This window comes from Jeotgalicoccus psychrophilus DSM 19085 (assembly GCF_000425845.1).
GTDB classification, from domain to species: domain Bacteria; phylum Bacillota; class Bacilli; order Staphylococcales; family Salinicoccaceae; genus Jeotgalicoccus; species Jeotgalicoccus psychrophilus.
The window spans coordinates 554268-572094 of the sequence record NZ_AUEF01000001.1; the positions used below are offsets into that span (position 1 = coordinate 554268).

Annotated in this window: 18 protein-coding genes; 6 read left to right on the forward strand and 12 right to left on the reverse strand. The window is 39.6% G+C overall.

Annotated elements, in window-relative coordinates; all coding sequences use genetic code 11:
• Positions 1–160: 160 nt before the first annotated feature.
• The 3 genes from H625_RS0102670 to H625_RS0102680 all read left to right on the forward strand — a co-directional run bounded on the left by H625_RS0102670 (position 161) and on the right by H625_RS0102680 (position 3088).
• On the forward strand, positions 161–379 hold the full coding sequence (locus H625_RS0102670; RefSeq protein WP_026858525.1) for a DNA-dependent RNA polymerase subunit epsilon: 219 nt from the start codon (positions 161–163) through the stop codon (positions 377–379).
• Positions 379–2058: a ribonuclease J1 gene (rnjA, locus tag H625_RS0102675; protein ID WP_026858526.1), complete on the forward strand. Its 1680-nt coding sequence runs from the start codon at positions 379–381 to the stop codon at positions 2056–2058. The genes H625_RS0102670 and rnjA overlap by 1 nt, the downstream gene beginning before the upstream one ends.
• 121 nt (positions 2059–2179) lie before the next feature.
• A complete protein-coding gene (locus H625_RS0102680) occupies positions 2180–3088 on the forward strand; it encodes an acetamidase/formamidase family protein (protein ID WP_026858527.1) in 909 nt (302 codons plus the stop codon).
• A gap of 78 nt (positions 3089–3166) precedes the next feature.
• On the opposite strand, the gene H625_RS0102685 is transcribed toward H625_RS0102680, so the two are convergent.
• The 10 genes from H625_RS0102685 to purD form a co-directional block, all read right to left on the reverse strand.
• The gene (locus H625_RS0102685; protein ID WP_026858528.1) at positions 3167–3832 is read right to left on the reverse strand and encodes a potassium channel family protein; all 666 of its coding nucleotides are present in this window, start codon (positions 3830–3832) and stop codon (positions 3167–3169) included.
• A gap of 24 nt (positions 3833–3856) precedes the next feature.
• Positions 3857–4882 (reverse strand): cytochrome d ubiquinol oxidase subunit II, encoded by a 1026-nt coding sequence (locus H625_RS0102690; protein WP_026858529.1) that lies wholly within the window; start codon positions 4880–4882, stop codon positions 3857–3859.
• Positions 4879–6261 (reverse strand): cytochrome ubiquinol oxidase subunit I, encoded by a 1383-nt coding sequence (locus tag H625_RS12445; RefSeq protein WP_051238939.1) that lies wholly within the window; start codon positions 6259–6261, stop codon positions 4879–4881. Before H625_RS12445 ends, H625_RS0102690 begins: the two co-directional genes overlap by 4 nt.
• Positions 6262–6382: 121 nt before the next feature.
• On the reverse strand, positions 6383–7681 hold the full coding sequence (locus tag H625_RS0102700) for an MFS transporter (protein WP_026858530.1): 1299 nt from the start codon (positions 7679–7681) through the stop codon (positions 6383–6385).
• An 82-nt stretch (positions 7682–7763) separates the two neighbouring features.
• Positions 7764–9488: a phosphoenolpyruvate--protein phosphotransferase gene (gene ptsP / locus H625_RS0102705; protein WP_026858531.1), complete on the reverse strand. Its 1725-nt coding sequence runs from the start codon at positions 9486–9488 to the stop codon at positions 7764–7766.
• Positions 9488–9754, reverse strand: coding sequence for a phosphocarrier protein HPr (locus H625_RS0102710; RefSeq protein ID WP_026858532.1), 267 nt, complete (start codon positions 9752–9754; stop codon positions 9488–9490). Before H625_RS0102710 ends, ptsP begins: the two co-directional genes overlap by 1 nt.
• Before the next feature lie 57 nt (positions 9755–9811).
• Positions 9812–10288 (reverse strand): hypothetical protein, encoded by a 477-nt coding sequence (locus H625_RS0102715; protein ID WP_026858533.1) that lies wholly within the window; start codon positions 10286–10288, stop codon positions 9812–9814.
• A gap of 64 nt (positions 10289–10352) precedes the next feature.
• On the reverse strand, positions 10353–11246 hold the full coding sequence (locus H625_RS0102720; protein WP_026858534.1) for a formimidoylglutamase: 894 nt from the start codon (positions 11244–11246) through the stop codon (positions 10353–10355).
• A complete protein-coding gene (gene auxA, locus H625_RS0102725; RefSeq protein ID WP_245573084.1) occupies positions 11224–12483 on the reverse strand; it encodes a lipoteichoic acid stability factor AuxA in 1260 nt (419 codons plus the stop codon). Before auxA ends, H625_RS0102720 begins: the two co-directional genes overlap by 23 nt.
• A gap of 245 nt (positions 12484–12728) precedes the next feature.
• Positions 12729–14000, reverse strand: coding sequence for a phosphoribosylamine--glycine ligase (gene purD, locus H625_RS0102730; protein WP_026858536.1), 1272 nt, complete (start codon positions 13998–14000; stop codon positions 12729–12731).
• A gap of 172 nt (positions 14001–14172) precedes the next feature.
• Here purD and H625_RS0102735 point away from each other — a divergent pair, with 172 nt between their 5' ends.
• The gene (locus H625_RS0102735) at positions 14173–15021 is read left to right on the forward strand and encodes a bifunctional 5,10-methylenetetrahydrofolate dehydrogenase/5,10-methenyltetrahydrofolate cyclohydrolase (protein ID WP_026858537.1); all 849 of its coding nucleotides are present in this window, start codon (positions 14173–14175) and stop codon (positions 15019–15021) included.
• Between the two features lie 58 nt (positions 15022–15079).
• Here H625_RS0102735 and H625_RS0102740 read toward each other — a convergent pair whose 3' ends face one another.
• Complete coding sequence (locus H625_RS0102740) at positions 15080–16042, reverse strand: calcium/sodium antiporter (protein ID WP_026858538.1); 963 nt, start codon at positions 16040–16042, stop codon at positions 15080–15082.
• Positions 16043–16135: 93 nt separating this feature from the next.
• Between H625_RS0102740 and H625_RS0102745 the strand changes: the two genes are divergently transcribed.
• Positions 16136–16858 carry an immunoglobulin-like domain-containing protein gene (locus tag H625_RS0102745; protein ID WP_026858539.1) on the forward strand — a complete coding sequence of 241 codons (723 nt, stop codon included), beginning with the start codon at positions 16136–16138 and terminating at the stop codon, positions 16856–16858.
• A 43-nt stretch (positions 16859–16901) separates the two neighbouring features.
• Here the strand turns inward: H625_RS0102745 and H625_RS0102750 are convergent, their stop codons facing one another.
• A complete protein-coding gene (locus H625_RS0102750; protein WP_026858540.1) occupies positions 16902–17414 on the reverse strand; it encodes a type 1 glutamine amidotransferase domain-containing protein in 513 nt (170 codons plus the stop codon).
• Positions 17415–17549: 135 nt separating this feature from the next.
• Between H625_RS0102750 and H625_RS0102755 the strand changes: the two genes are divergently transcribed.
• Positions 17550–17827 (forward strand): helix-turn-helix domain-containing protein (locus tag H625_RS0102755; protein WP_026858541.1); only part of this gene is annotated, 278 nt, incomplete at its 3' end.

The following is a 17827-nucleotide window of genomic DNA, read 5'->3' on the forward strand; positions in this document are numbered from 1 at the left end:
GAAAGTTGAAAAGCATCCTGGGCAGAAAAGGTTTATTGCGCAATGAATATATGAAGGGTAAATAAGACCCTAAATAATGTGCTTAAAAATTTAGGCACATATTTTTATTTTTTATATTTATTTTAATAATGATAATTAACTAACAAAGGAGTCATAAATTATGGCAGTATTTAAAGTATTTTTCCAGCAAGACTTGGACATGCGTATCATCAGAGAAGACACAAAGACGCGTTATGTCGAAGCAGAAACAGAAGAAGAGGTTCGTAATTATTTAAAAACGAACCAGAACAATATCGAATTTATCCAGGCACTTAGTCCCGCGCATCTGGAATATGAACAAAGCAACAACGAAGATTTTAAAGTAGAGACTATCGCGTAATGACGCTTGAAACAAATGAAGTAGGTGTATTTGCTCTTGGGGGACTGGGAGAAATCGGGAAGAACACATATTGTATAGAATACAAAGATGAAATTATTATAATCGATGCAGGGGTCAAGTTTCCAACAGATGCTGAACTTGGCGTTGATTACGTAATACCTGATTACACTTACTTAAAAGAAAACGAAGATAAAATCAGTGCACTGATTGTGACACACGGTCACGAAGACCACATCGGCGGTATTCCTTTCTTATTAAGACAAATTTCAGTACCTGTTTATTCAGGTCCGCTTGCTTTAGGGTTAATTCGCAACAAACTTGAAGAACACCGCCTTCTTAACCAGACTGAGCTAATTCCTATCGATGAAGATACTATTCTGAAATTCAAACACATCGATATTGAGTTCTATTTAACAACTCACTCTATCCCGGAAGCATACGGTGTTATCGCACGTACTCCAGAAGGTAATATCGTTCACACAGGGGACTTCAAATTTGACTTCACACCTGTCGGCGAACCGGCAAACCTTGCGAAAATGGCTAAACTTGGTGAAGAAGGCGTGCTTGCACTGCTTTCGGACTCAACAAATGCTACTGTGCCAAACTTCACTATCAGTGAAAAAGAAGTCGGCCAGAATGTTGAAGATATATTCCGTAAATGTTCAGGTCGTATTATATTCGCTACATTTGCATCGAATATTTACCGTGTGCAGCAGGCAATTGAAGCTGCAGTAAAATTCGACCGCAAAATTTGTATATTCGGCCGCAGCATGGAAAACAACATTAAAATCGGCCAGGAGCTCGGTTACATTACAGCTCCCCCCGAGACGTTTATCGAACCTAAAATGATTAACAAGATTGAAAAACATAAAGTTATGATTTTATGTACCGGTTCACAGGGTGAGCCTATGGCCGCACTATCGCGTATTGCCAATGGTACTCACAGACAAATCAGCATCATCCCTGATGATACTGTAGTCTTCAGTTCTTCACCGATTCCGGGTAACACGCTAAGCGTCAACAAAACTATCAATGCTTTATATAAAGCAGGCGCTGATGTTATTCACGGTAAACTATCTAATATTCATACGTCAGGTCATGGTTCTCAGGAAGAACAGAAGCTTATGCTTCGTTTAATGCAGCCTAAGTACTTTATGCCGATTCACGGTGAATACCGTATGCTTGATCTGCATAAAAAATTAGCAATTTCAACAGGTGTTAAAGAAGACAATGTCTTTGTCTTTGAAATTGGTGATGTCCTTGCCCTGACGAAAGACAGTGCAAGATTCTCACATCGCGTTACTGCCGGCACAGTATTCGTCGATGGTAACGGCATCGGAGATATCGGCAACATCGTTCTCCGCGACCGTAAATCATTATCAGAAGAAGGACTTGCAATTGTTGTACTGACAATTGACTTCGAAACTGGTGAATTGTTAAGCGGACCGGACATTATTTCACGCGGCTTCGTCTATATGAGAGAATCATACGGACTGATCCGCAGCGCAGAGAAAAAAATCCGCGACGAAGTAAGAACCTTGCTCGAATCAAAAGAAAACGTTGAATGGTATAACGTTAAACAGCTGATTATTGAAGAACTAAGCGGTTTCCTTTATAACAAAACGAAACGCCGTCCAATGATTCTTCCAATCATCATGAGAGTTAACGATGAAAAATAAAATCATATAATAAATAACAGCACCGGAGTCCATGATTGTATAGGGCTCTGGTGCTGTTTTGTTTTTATTTATATTTACTCTATAATTAAAGTTGAATACATATTATTGAGGAGGAGCCGTAATGACACATCACAAGCTTTCTAAAGATAATCTTTTCTATGCAATGAGTAAGGGCAACGAGGCAAAGTTAAAAGTAAATCTCGGCGATACTGTAGATATTGAAACATACGATTGCTTTACCGGACAAATTACATCTGAAGAAGGTGCATTTGGCGGACTTGACTGGGACAAAATAAACCCTGCATCAGGACCGGTTTACATCGATGGTATTAAAGCCGGCGATGTTTTAAAAGTAACGATTAACAGCATTGATATTTCTGCTGCAGGTGTTATGGTAGCCGGCCCTGGCCTGGGAGTTATGGGAGACGTTCTAAATGATACCCTGGTTCGTATATACGACATCGATAATGACAGCAATTCAGTCGACTTTAACGGTTTATCAATTCCCGTAAATAAAATGATTGGAGTTATCGGTGTTGCTCCGCCGGATGAACCTGTCAATAACGGTACACCTGATACACATGGCGGCAATATGGACTCTTTGAAAATGACAGAAGGAATTACATTATACCTCCCTGTTTATCATGACGGTGCCCTGTTTGGTCTTGGTGACGTTCACGCTGCGATGGCTGACGGCGAAATTAGTGTTTCAGGACTTGAAGTCAGCGCTAATGTGAATGTCACATTTGAAAAAGCTCAGAACTTATCGACTGAACATCCTGTAATTATTAATGATGAAGGAATTTACTTAAACGTTTCCGATGAAAGTCTGGATACAGCTGTAGACGTTTCAGTTCATAAAATGGCAGAACTTCTTCAGCCAAAAACCGATTTAAGTATGGAAGAATTCACCATGCTGATGAGTCTCACCGGCCAGACACAAATTAATCAGATTGTTGATCCGAAAAAGACTGCACGCTACTTTGTGCCTCAGTATATTCTCGATCATTACGGTATTGAATTAAACTAAGCTGGTTTGAGTGACTATGTCACTGCCACATAAACAAGAAAGCATCACCACTCATTTTTTGGAGTGATGATGCTTTTTTTATTTAAGACGCTCCATAAAGTTCTCAAAGTTATTTATCTGCTTATCACTGCCAATAAGAATCAGTATATCACCTGCAAGTATACTGATTTGCGGATCCGGGCTGACGATAATGTCATTATCCCTATTAATCGCAATAATACTGATACCGAATTTCTCACGTAAGTTTAAATCGTTAATACGCTTATTTTCGAGTTTGATATTTGCACTGTATTCAATAATAGAATGGTTGCTTGATACTTCCAAATATTCTACGACCGAGGATGATATCAGTCTATGGGCAATCCGTCGGCCCATATCCCGTTCGGGATGGACAACAATATCCGCACCGATTTTCTCAAGTACCTTGCCGTGATAAGAGTTCTGAGCTTTAGCTGTTACTTTATTAACACCTAAATCTTTTAAAATCAGCGTTGTTAGTATACTTGCCTGAATGTTATCACCGATAGCAACAATGACATTATCATAGTTATTAATACCAATACTTTTCAGCATCATTTCATCAGTTGAATCTCCGATAATGCCGTCTGAGTAATAGTCTTGATATTCATTGACACGGGCTTCATCTGTATCAATAACCAGTACATCCACGTTCATTGCGCTTAATTCCATGACGATACTTCCGCCAAATCTTCCCAGTCCGATGACTGCTATTTCTTTTTTCATAGTATCAACCTATTCTTTAAGTGCCTAATATTTTTTGTTTCCTTTAACATAATCCTTATCGAATAAGAACAATCTCACGAGCAGGAATAATGAAGGAATTAATAATAGTAAACCTAAAATAAAGACGACTGTCAATGCAAATGCCATATTTTCATTCACGACAGAGTCATTAATATTTACATACGGATAAAGAATGTACGGCAGCTTACTGATACCGTAGCCGTAAAATGCAAAACCGTACTGCAGCATAATCATAATGAAAGCTGTGCCGTAGTTGCGGCGCTTCCATATTAAGAATACTGCGATTATCATCGCAAGAAGACTCAGCCCGAATAAATACCAGTAATCCTGAGCTGCCAAGAAGTGTTCATAGTTATGATCTCTTAGCCCTAAAAACGTAAACTGTGTAATGACCAGCGTTGGAAGTGTCCAGATTAAAAACCAGGTTCTCGTTAATTCGCTCGCTTTTTTATCTTCTGCTTTCGCCGCGTAAAACGTCAGGAATCCGCTTGAAATATAAAGAACCGAAATAATTGCGAGAAATACTACCGACCAGCCGTACGTGCTGAAAATTAATTCTTCAAAGTCTAAATCAATACCTGTGGCGGTTTCTTTTATATAACCGCCTTCTGAAATAACCAGCGCAATCGATAATGCCGCCGGAATCAGCAGTCCGGTAACGCCGTACAGCGCTGACCATGACAGCTTACTTTCCCTGTTATAAGAGTTAAACGCATAATACGAACCGCGTATCGATAACAGTATTAAAGCAATTGACCCTGGAATCAATAGTGTTGTTCCTAAATAATATGCTGTGTCCGGATAAAATCCGACAATCCCGACAAAGAAGAAGACAAAGAATACGTTAGTCGTCTCCCATACTGGATTTAAATACCGTGCAATTATCGGACTGATGATGTTATCATCACCCGTTAATTTTGAATAGAAGTTAAAAAATCCTGCACCGAAGTCGATCGATGCGATAATGACATACAGATATAAAAACGTCCACAGTACCGTAACACCGATAATTTCATAATCTAGGCTCATGGCAGTCGACCTCCTTCACCTTTAGAAGCAATTCCGGATTCTCCGTACCAGTTCAGTTTATCCTCTTCAGCTGATTTATCTTTAAACATTCTAAGCAGCACGTAAATACACGTAACGCCGAGGACTGCGTACAGCATCGCAAAAGCAATCAGCGCTATACCTAATCCGTCAGCCTGTGTGACCGCTTCAGACACTCTCATATAACCGCGGACAATCCATGGCTGGCGCCCCATTTCTGCTAAGAACCATCCTGCTTCTATCGCTAAGAAGGACAGAGGTCCTGCCAGCGCGTACATATATAAGAGTGCCGGATGATGTTCGTGTATCTTTGTCCACCGTTTCGTAAATTTAACGATAAAGTAAACTGCAGCCACACCTAAGCCGTACATTCCGAAGAATACCATTAAGTCAAAGAAGTAATGAATAATCAGCGGCGGACGTTCATCTTCCGGAATTTCATTCAGTCCTGTTACCTCAGTATCAAATGAATTTCCAGCCAGGAAGCTGAGTGCCCATGGAATGCGCAATTCGTATTTAATTTCCTGTGTTTCCTCATCTAAAATACCAAACAGTACTAAGTCCGCACGTTCTTCTGTTTCAAAATGCCACTCAAAAGCTGCCAGTTTTTCAGGCTGATGCTCATGCAGAAACTTAGCTGTTAAGTCTCCGGCAAGCAGTGTAAATCCTGCCATAATAACACCGATGGACATCATTACTTTTAAGCCTTTTTTATGATATGTTCTGTCTTCTTTATGAGAAGCTCTCAGCAGTTTTACAGCACTGATTGTCGCCATCAGGAAAGCAACAGTCATATATGCCGTTACAACAACGTGGAATATCCTAACCCATGATGAAGGGTTAAACATTGCGGCAATCGGATCGACATTCAGGAACTCTCCGCCTTCAAAATCAAATCCTGCCGGTGTATTCATAAATGAGTTCACCGTCGTAATAAATACCGCTGACAATGTAGAACCGATAACAATTGGTATATTTAACAGCCAGTGATACCAAGGGTTTTTAAATCGATCCCACGTATATAAAAATATTCCTAAGAAAATTGCTTCAAAGAAAAACGCAAATGTTTCCATAAACAGCGGCAAGGCTATAATCTGACCGCCGAGCCTCATAAAGTCCGGCCATATTAAGGACAGCTGCAGACCGATAATTGTTCCGGTTACAACACCTACCGCAACGGTCACCGTATAACCTTTGGCAATACGACGCGCCATTGTTAAGTACTGCGCATCTTTTTTCCTTAGTCCTAAAAATTCAAGAACCATAAATACTATTGGGACGCCGACTCCAATAGTGGCAAAAATGATATGAAAACCTAATGTCATACCGGTTAAAACCCGTCCAATTAAAACCTCATCCATTTATACTCACCCCATATTCATACCTATCATTATAACTGTTTTACCCTCTTCTATTAAATGGTTAGGTTTAAAATTTAGTGACATATTTGTGAATAAATTAACATACTTTGCTGTTCAGTATTTACACAGTGTCATTTTCAGGTATTTTCACCTTGCTGTGGAAGTATAATCCGACAATCACCATCACGAGCAGACTCGTTATCGCAATACGAGATGCCACTGTCCCGAGGTCGCTTAGAACTAATGTAATCGTACCGTAAATAAAGGGCCCAACAATTGCGCTCATCTTAGCACTGAAGGCGAACAAACCGAAAAACTGCCCTTCTTTTCCTGAAGGGGACAATTCGATGATAATTGTTCTGGAAACAACCCACACAGAACCCATTGCTACACCGAATAAACTTGCTGCAATCCAAAACGTCCACATCGGCAGCGGCAGGGCTGCGATTGTAATCGCTGCAGCCAGCAATAGACCGATAATGCTGAACGTCGGTTTCGAACCGTATTTCTGGTTAATAAAGCCAAATACCAGTGCTCCGACAATACTGAACAGTGTCGCCACCATAAAGACGACTAAAAATGCACTTGCTTCAAAGCCGACCACCGTTGTTGCATACGGCTGCATCATTGCTATTGCCGTTGCGAGTGCGTCATTGATAAAAAAATAAGCAATCATAAAAAAGAAAATTGATGGATATTTTTTCGCTTCTTTAAACGTTTGATACACATCTTTATATCCTTTTAAAAACGGCTGTTTAGGTTTTGCTTTCTGCACAGGGTCTTTATTGATGAAAAACAAAGGCAGTGCAAACAGCAGAAATAAAATACCGCTCAGCCAGAATGCGTTATGAATACCGCTGTCACCAATAATTATTAAGACCGAGAATATACCGAATAATGTACCTAAATATCCGAGTGCCACCCCGAAGCCTGAAATAAGCGGCACTTCTTTTTTACTGCCGAGTGATGACAGCATGCCATCGTAAAAAACATTTCCTGAGCTGTAAGTGAATTTAGCAAATACGAAGAGCAGTATCGTTAACAAAAGACCATTCGGAATACCGAATATTGTGCCGGTGTTCATTCCACCGAACAGTCCCATCAGTATGGATGCCACAACTGTCAGCAGTGTAAATATAATAATATACTTCTTACGTTTCCCTGATCTGTCCATTAATACTCCAAATAATGGTGAAAATAAAATAAGAAATAAAGCACTCGCCGCATTAGCATATGCGATTACTGTAGATGATATTTGTTCCAGCTGTGCGTTTGTCCCGATTATTTCAGTTATGTATTGAGGGAAAAACAGCGTGACGATATTCGCGGAGAATATCGTATTGGCAAAATCAAACAAGGCCCATGCCAGTACAGGCAAGGATAAAAATAATACGGCGGGCTTGCGGCTCTCATTATGCATAGACTAACTTCCCTTCATTTTTTGTAAAAAAAGACATGCAGAAAAACTTCTACATGCCCAGTGTACTATACAATTTTTAAGATTAAGTTAAGTTTAAGTGTTCCTCAATTAAATAAAGAACATCTTCAGCACTGTCAGCTAACAGCACCTGTTCGCTCAAGTGTTCCATATCGGTCTTTTTGATTTTTGCAATATGTTCACGTATTGCCAGAATATTTTTTGGATTTACAGACAGTTCATCTATGCCAAATCCGATAAGAAGAGCGATGGATTTATAATCACATGCCATCTCACCGCAAATGCCAACCCATTTATTATTATTGCGTCCGCTGTCAATGACCTTTTTAATCAGGCCAAGAACACTTGGATGATAAGGCTGGTATAAATCACTCACCTGATCATTCAGACGGTCTGCTGCCATCGTATACTGAATTAAATCATTTGAACCGATGCTGAAAAAATCAACGTGCTTCGCCAGCTGATCACTGATAATTGCAGCAGATGGTGTTTCAACCATAATACCCACAGCAATATTATCAAGTTCTTTGCCAATTTCAGCTTCGTATTTTTCTTTCTCCTCAACGAGCAGCGCTTTTGCTCTGTTAAATTCATCGATTGTAGTAACCATCGGGAACATTACTTTTAAGTTGCCATGCTCGCTTGCTCTGACAAGTGCACGGAGCTGGGTTTTAAAAATTTCTTCATTTTTTAAAAGGAAACGAATTGACCGTTCGCCTAAAAATGGATTACTTTCCTTCGGCAGATTCAAATAAGATAATTCCTTATCTCCACCAATATCAAGCGTCCGGATAATTACCGGCTTATCATCCGTAGAAGAAAGGACAGTTTTATAAGCTTCAAACTGCTCATCTTCTGACGGCAGATTCATTCTGTTCATATAAAGAAATTCCGTGCGGTAAAGTCCAACACCTTCAGCGTCGTTGCTGGTGACATCATTAATGTCTTCCGGACCTTTAATATTCGCATACAGGCTAATATTAATACCATCGAGGGTTGCCGTTTCTTTACCGATAAAATCTTTTAATTTTTCTTCCCGTTCGTCCTGTGCTTTACTCTTTTCACTGTATGCCGCCATTTCAATTTCTGTCGGCGAGAGCACAATATCCCCGGTGAAACCATCGACAATAATATCATCGCCGTGATTCACTTTTGATAAAATATCGGGAACACCTGAAATTGCAGGTATATTTAAGCTGCGGGCAATAATAGCCGAATGGCTGGTGACTCCCCCTGTTGCTGTAATGATACCTTTTACATACTTACTGTCTAATTGTGCTGAAGCAGAAGGTGTTAATTCATCTGCAACGACTACTACAGGTTCGTCCACGCGCGTTAAATCCGTCAGCTCGGTACCTTGTACATTTGCTATTAAACGCATACAAATATCTTTAACATCCAGTGCACGGGCTTTCATATATTCCGAATCGAGCGATTCGAATTTAGTAATATATACTTGCCCCGCAAGCTGAATAGCTTTCTCAGCATTGTTTAAACTGTTGATGTTATTAATAATCTGCTCATTAAAGCCTGGATCATCCAGCATCATAATATGTGCATCAAAAATTGCGGCACTGTCCTCATCGAGGTGTTCACCAACATTTTCTCTCAATATACGGAGCTGGATATGAGCTTGTTGAATACTTTCTTTGTATGCTGATATTTCTTCGTTAATATGAGCAGCATCGATTTCCCTTTCCGAGATATCGATATCTGCTCTTTTGGAAATAAATATGCTTCCAAAGCCGATTCCTTCACTCAATTTTAAACCTGTAATAATTTCTGTCATTATTCAGTCAGTCCTTCGCTAGATAAAGTTTCAGAAATTGCCTCAATCGCTTCTGCTTCGTCTTTGCCGTCTGCATAAATAGTTACTTCTGCACCTTTGCCTACTCCTAATGACATTACACCCATTATTGATTTAAGATTAACTTTTTTACTGTTATATTCGAGTTCGATATCCGAGTCGAATTTCGTTGCTGTCTGCACTAAAATTGTGGCAGGACGTGCGTGAATCCCTGTTTCGTCTATAATTAGAAATGACTTTGTTTCCATTATGTTGTCTCCTTTAAGTGTGAATTTCTCAATGATTACACTTATTTTACACCACTTTTAAGATTCCTGCATTGAACCATCGATATTTTTCGAATTTAAATAGTCTACGCATTTCTCAATATGGTCGTTACCAAGCTTTTTCATTAGGAAATAACTGATTATCGCTGTAGATCCTTGCGTCACAATTGGAATTACCCCAAATGTTCCATTCTCTTTACGATTTTTCTTACCAATTTTATTAACAGCATAACCGATAGTTTTCCGTGCAACGAATTCTCCGCCGACACTGGAAATCATTACAGCAGCTCTTGTTTTCATGTCATCGCTGTACTTCGCTACCTCATCATGAGTAATACCGAATATTTCTTCAATTTCACCAGTAATTTCATTAAGCAGTTTCATATCTGTACCAACATCAAGCAGCGGTATAGGAAGTGCTGCAGCTAATGCAGATGAAGCAGCTTTTGATTTCACCAGGTCACGGGCTTCATCTGCCCGTTCTTCAATTTGTGCATTCGTTAATGGTCCGGTCATAGTAAATACTCCTTTATTTTAAAAGTTATATTATATGCTATACCCGTTTTTTATTTTTTAGAACTTAAATTGATTGTCTGACCGTTAAAAATTTATAAATGATACTCGCAGCTATCGCGCTTGTCTGGTCATTAATGTCGAGCGGCGGGGATACTTCCGACACATCGAAACTTTTAAGATTTTGAAGTCGAGCAAACTTGCTGACAAGTTCATGAATTTCTATCGCAGTATAACCATTCGGACTCGGTGCACTAACACCTGGCGCAATTGCCTGCTGCAGTGAATCCATGCACAATGTCATAAGGACCGCATCATAGCCCTGGAGTACCTCTGCTACTTTATCGGCAGCATCTGTATTTCTCATTTCATCAATTGAATAATATTTTACGCCGAACTTATCCGCTGTATTATATAGCGTTTTAGTATTGCCCTCGGGCTGTATTCCGAGACAATAGTAATCCACTTCGCCGTCAGCAGATAAAATCTGATGGAACATCGTGCCGGAGGAAGGTCTTTCATCCCGGAGGTCAAAATGCGCATCGAGATTGACGATTGCGATTTTACCGCTGAATGCCTGTCTCGCTCCTAAATAATGGCCGTAAAAAGTTTCATGTCCGCCGCCGATAATAATAGGAAAACTGTTATTTTTATAAATCTCATTAATAACATCTCCTAAATTCTGCTGGGACTGTTCCAAATCTTCAGTACCGAGCACTGTTCCAGCATCGTACAGTTCACCCGTGAACGCATATGACGACATCTTCTCACGAACTTTAAAAGGACCTTCTGCAGCGCCTCTCGTCCCCTTATTCCGTTTGACACCTTCATCTGAACTGAACCCTGTAATTACAGGTACTCCGGATTCTCCCTTGTACTCTTTAACAAGCTGATGGATTCTTTCATGAATCGCCTTGTCATCTGTACGTCCACTGTAGCTATATTTTTCTGTCTGTTTCATTTTTATCAACCCCTTTAAATTCTTTAAATATACTGATCAGTAATAACGGTGTCAGCAATAGTACTAGAAAAACATTGAATGGTAAAATAAACAGCGATAATTCCACATCTTTAAACAGCGTAATATACAGACTCACTGTAACATTCATCCAAAGAATAAAAATAACAATCATCTGTCTGTGATAATACTTATCTTTCAAAAGATTCATAATCGTGAACACTAAATATAAAACTGCCAGGACAAGTGTGATAAATAAATTGACCCATTCGTAAATTGTCTGCATCTGATTAAGTCTGAAATAACCTTCTACAAATACACCGTTCCGGTTATTAAACTCCAGGAATACGAAAATCAGTACGATAATACCGAACAGTATTTCTAAATAGTTAACTTTGAACCATGAAGGCAGGTCCGTTTCGAAAAACTGTTTCAGCTTATCCAGAATTTTGTTGCGAAAATCGTATAATTTTTGTGAAAACCCTAAATATTTATCAGGTGCAAAACGCTTTTTACCGCTCTTCTTCTTGTTTAATCTGGAAAGTTTTTCCGGGCTTGTATCTGCCGGTTTCTTCAGCAGATTGTTTGCTTTCAGCAAGAACACACCGACCCACAGAGCCATGTATGACGATACCCACACCAGTGCAAAAAATAAATTAATAGACAGTACGTCTGTCGGTGTTATCGTCGATTCTATATTCGAATACACTGCATTTTGCGTAAAGAAATATGCGATACCGTAAAACAGCAGAATAATCATATAATGCTCTTTACGATGTTCCGGATTTAAATATTCATTAAATACACTGAACAGCAGATGAATAATAAATGCGAGCAAAAACAGCAGTGCAAAAAGTCCGTAGGACTGTGTCATTAATATCGTCGTCACGATAAACAGAACCAGCGACAGACCGATAAAGAAAAAGGTCAGCGGCACATCGTATTTAGTAGTGCTGTTAATCCATGAGCCTACTTTAAACATAAACAGTCCAAATAAAATTATCAGTATGCCCGCAATAATTGGAAATCCTCCAATCATCATCGACAGCATATTTGATACTTCGACGAAGAAAACATTAATTAAATCAAAAATTGTTTCTATGTTATCCTCTTCGACAGGGACTTCTTCATTTCTAATCTGACTGGTGTTAAATAATATAAAAAGACCTAAAATAATAAAAAACACACCGAGTATAAAACTAATAATCACTTCACTGCGATTTCTGAATTTACTTATCATCCTGTCACCTCAACTCTCTCTATTATATAAAATTCAAGTATAAAAATCATTCTTCAGCATATTTATGTTTATATTTATAAATTCCGGATATATATCCTACTAACAGATAATAATTATAATATTGATACAGGCTAAATATTTACGAATAATATACTTAAGTTTTTACGTGCATGACAAGGTGTAATTATATCATTTAGTTATCCTATACTCATGCAAAAGAGGTTAGCACTCAGCTAACCTCTTTTTTATTTTGTTAACAGTGCACGGTGTGCAATGTCCGTTCTGTAAAATATTTCATTTTTATTAAACTCTATTTCTCCAACGCTGCCGTATGCAGATTTTAGTGCTTCTTCAATTGTAAGACCGGTACCTGTCACCAGCATAATACGGCCGCCTGAGGAAATATAATCTCCATTTTCAGTCTGAGCGAGACCGCTGATAAAACTGCGGTCCATTATTTCATCGGTAAATGAAATTCCAATACCGCGTTTATATTCATACGGATAACCTTCTGTCGCTAGCATCACACCAACAGTGTAGCCGGACTTCCAGTCAATTTTGAGCTGCTCTTTCTGCTGCACCTTTTCCAGTATGCAGGCGAAGTCGCTGTCTATCATAGAAAGCAGAACCTGCGCTTCAGGATCGCCGAATCTCGCGTTATATTCGAGAACCTTTACCCCATCATCTGTCATCATTGCACCGAGATATAACACGCCGAAGTAACTCAGCCCTTCTTTAACCATTGCCATGGCTGTCGGTTCAATTATTTTTTCAATTGCTTCCTGCCTGACTGTTTCACTGATATGCGTGACTGGAGCATAAGCTCCCATACCGCCGGTATTCGGCCCATCACCTTTGCCAAACGCACTTTTATGATCTTGTGCAATCACTTCAAATGTGTGGGTATATTCTTCATTGACCATAACCATCAGTGAAAACTCTTCACCTACTAAATACTCTTCAAGCAGCAGCGGTTCCATATCACCTTCATCTGACACTGCGGCCAGCTCTTCCAGTGCTTTTAACCCTTCTTCTCTGCTCTGTATAATAACGACACCTTTACCTTCGCTTAAGCCGTCTTTTTTAAGCACATAAGGCGGTATCGCCGATTCTATATATTCTTTTGCCTCATTATAATTTACAAATACTTTGAAATCCGCTGTTGGAATATTATATTTTTTAAGCAGATTTTTCGTGTATGATTTACTGGTTTCCATACGGGCTTCTTTTTTACGCGGTCCGAAAACAGTCAGTCCGTATTCATCTATTAAAAAATCTGCCAGACCAAGTGATAATGGAACCGCATCCCCTATGACGACCCAATCCACCTGTTTCTCAATACATATTCCTGCAATGGCATCGAAATCATCTTCATCGACCCGGTACATTACCTCGCAGATTTCACGCATGCCTGCATTTCCCGGTATTGCATAAATACTATTAACACTTTTTGAATTTGCCAACATCTTGACAATGGCATGTTCTCTGCCGCCCTTGCCAATTACTGCAACGTTCATAATTATTCCCCTTTCATACTGTCGCACTTATGTAATATGAACTTAATATTATTATAACTTAAATAGAGAAGTACTACTAATTTTCTTCGGGCAGATATTAAATTATATCTATAGCTTTTTCTTATGTTTTTCGAGATAATGAAATAGACAAACTTTAAGGGAGGATTTTTTTATGACTGCAGAATTATTAAACGGCCGCGAAATTGCTAAAGAATACCGTGCCGGATTACAAAGCGAAGTTGAAAAATTAAAATCACAGGGAATTGTACCAAATCTTACGGTGGTAATTGTAGGTAACGACGGCGCTTCATTAAGCTACGTACGTTCTAAAAACAAAGCTGCTGAAAAAATCGGGATGGCGTCTTCTATCGTGCGATTAGATGAAGATACTTCAGAAGAAGAAGTACTTGCAGCAGTAGAAAAACTTAATAACGACGATAAAGTAAATGGCATTCTTGTACAAGTTCCACTGCCGTCACAGGTAGATGAAAATAAAGTAATTGAAGCAATTGCTCCTCATAAAGACGTAGACGGGTTCAGCCCGGTTAATATCGGACGCCTGTACACTGGGCAGCGCACATTCGTACCATGTACACCGCTTGGTATTATGGAATTACTGAAGCATACAGGTTCACTGGAAGGTAAAACAGTTGCTGTTGTCGGGCGTTCACACATTGTCGGACAGCCGGTAGCGAAATTACTAACTAACGAAAATGCTACAGTAACACTGATGCATTCACGTACTAAAGACATGGTTGCAAGCCTTAAAAACTTCGACATTGTCGTAAGTGCAGTAGGTAAGCCGGGTCTTATTAAAGGATCTGACTTAAAAGAAGGTGCAATCGTTATCGATGTCGGTAACACAGTTGTCGACGAGAAATTAGTTGGCGATGTTGATTTTGAGAGTGCTAAAGAAGTAGCAAGTTACATTACACCGGTTCCAGGCGGTGTTGGTCCACTGACAATTACAATGGTCTTAAACAACACGTTATTAGCTGCTAAATGGCATAACGAAAAATAATAAACCTAAAAAGGGCCTCTCCAAATTTTCGGAGAGGCCTTTTGATGTCCTGTATGATTTAACCTCTTATTATAATGTACGCAAAATAAATTACATATAATAAGACGAGCACTCCACCTGAAGTACGAGAAAGTTTTCCTTTCCATAAAGCAAGAGTCATTAATATCACAGTAATAACAATCAGTATCCATGCATCTGTGAAGAGACTTCCGCTGACACTTAAAGGACTGATTACCGCAGAGAGGCCCAGTACGAAAAATATGTTGAAAATATTACTACCGATCAGATTACCAAATGCCATTTCCGCTTCGCCTTTTCTCGCAGCAGCAACAGACGTTGTGAGTTCCGGCAGCGATGTACCGATTGCAACAATTGTTAAACCGACAAGTGCCTGACTCATACCGAGTGACAGAGCAATTGACGATGCACTGTCGACAACCAGATCACCGCCGAAAATAATACCCGCAAGACCGATAACAAATAGGGCAATGTTTTTAAACCAGCTGCTGTCATTCCCCGCTTTTTTAGCTTCGCTATCCTGAGTTGCTTCTCTGGTGCGGCGTGCTTTCACAAATGTATAATATAAAAATAAACCAATACCTGCCAATAAAATAATTCCATCGATACGTCCTACTATGTTGGAATCAGCAAAAAATAAAAATTGGTCCGACATAAATACAAGAAGCAATACTGCTGCTATCAGAGCATAGGGAATTTCTCTTGTCTGTGTTTCCCTTTCAATTAAAAATGGAGAAACCAATACAGTAACACCAAGCATTAAAGAAATATTTATGATGTTACTTCCGACAATGTTGCCAATAACCATATCACCATTGCCCTCAAGTGAAGCAATTATACTGACGACTGCTTCCGGTGCACTCGTACCGAGCGAGACTATAGTCAATCCTACAATTAGCGGAGAAATATGCAGTTTTCCGGCAATTGCCGATGCCCCGTCCACAAAATATCCTGCACCTTTTATCAGCAGTACGAATCCTATAATTAATAATATATAAGTCAAATTCCTTCACTTCCTGTCCGCACTATTCTTGGTCGTTACGACTGTAGTGTGCTAAAATTAAAAAAAGTATTGTGAATCCAGAGGTGTAAATAAATGAATGCAGATACGCTTATAAAATTTATGATTGGTGCACTTCCAGTCGCACCAATCGTCAGTGATTTCGTAGATAACGAAATTGAAGAACCCGCTCAAGGTCCCGATCGGGCATATGAAAATTATGATGGTCCGACTATGACAGAAGAAGCCGACAGCCATTCGGGCAATATACCCGCAATAAAAGGTGTCAGTAATATTAACGTTCAGACCGGCAGTGACTTCGACCCACTGGCCGGTGTTTATGCGCTGGACAACGAAGATGGAAATATTACCGATAATATAGAAGTCACAAATAACAGCGTAAATACAGAATCTCCCGGTACCTACAGCGTAACCTACCGCGTGGAAAATTCGCGGGGCGGCTATTACGAACATGTCCGTCAGGTTACAGTATCTGATAGAGAGAGCGATCCTGTACCACTGATTCCGCCGACTGAAGCACAGCTGGGTGAAACTGCACCTGACAAAAACTCTTCAGCTGATACCGGTAATTCTGTATCATTCAGCGGCGTCGAAGATTTGACAATCAGCACCGGCGAATCATTTGATCCTAAAGACGGTGTCCGTGCAATAGATGTGGATGGTACTGATATAAGTAATGAGCTTTATATTTCTGGAGAAGTGGATAATGAAACTCCAGGTGAATACACGATAGCTTACGCTGCCTTTGACAGTTTCGGCGATCCGGCTGCTGCCGCACGTACAGTAACAGTAGAATAGAAATTAAATTAAGCTGCAGCGGTCTTCCGCTGCAGCTTTTATTTTAACCTAATTGTCTTTTAATTTCAGCATTAAACTGGTCTAAATCATCGGGTGTGCGGCTTGTAGCAAGGTTGCCGCATACTGTGAGCGGGCTGTCTTCCCATTTTGCTCCTGCATTGATTAAATCGTTTTTAACGTTTTTAACGCTGGTGACTTTTCTATCTTTCAATAAACCTGTATCTACCAGCAGCTGAGGGCCGTGGCAAATTGCAAATACCGGCTTGTCTTCTTCAAGGAAATGCTTGGCAAATTTTGAGAAGCGGTCTTCTTTGTCTCCGCGTAAACTGTCCGGTGAAAATCCGCCCGGGATTAATAAAGCATCATAATCATTCGGTGTTACTTCTCCGATAGACTTATCCGCTTCGAATGTTCCGCCTTTTTTACCTTCTACAGCTGAACCATCCGGCGAAATGAGCACTGCTTCATGTCCAGCTTCCTCAATTGCTTCTTTAGGGCTTGTATATTCGATATCTTCGACTAAATCTGTCATAATAACAGCTACTTTTTTTGCCATAAATAAATTCCTCCTGTAATTTTATTTCTAATCATTAATATTCCCGTTTAACTGTATTTTAAACATAAAAAAGCACCGGTTATGACGTGCTCCCCTTAAGTTGGACCTAAATCCAACTTAAGGGGAGTTTTTGTTATGAAAAATAAAAAACATAGTTTTGAGTTCAAAATGGCAGTAGTTCAATCCTACCTTAATAATGAAGGTGGATATAAGGCTTTAGCTAAGCAGTATCAGTTCAACCCTTCATTAATTACAAGATGGGTGAATAACTATAATGAGTTTGGGCCAGACAGCCTGCTTAAGCACATGACGAAAACAACTTATACTAGTGAATTTAAACGATCTGTTTTAGACTATAGACAAGAAAACTTGTTGTCCTATAAAGATACAGCGCATCATTTTGGGATTCGTAA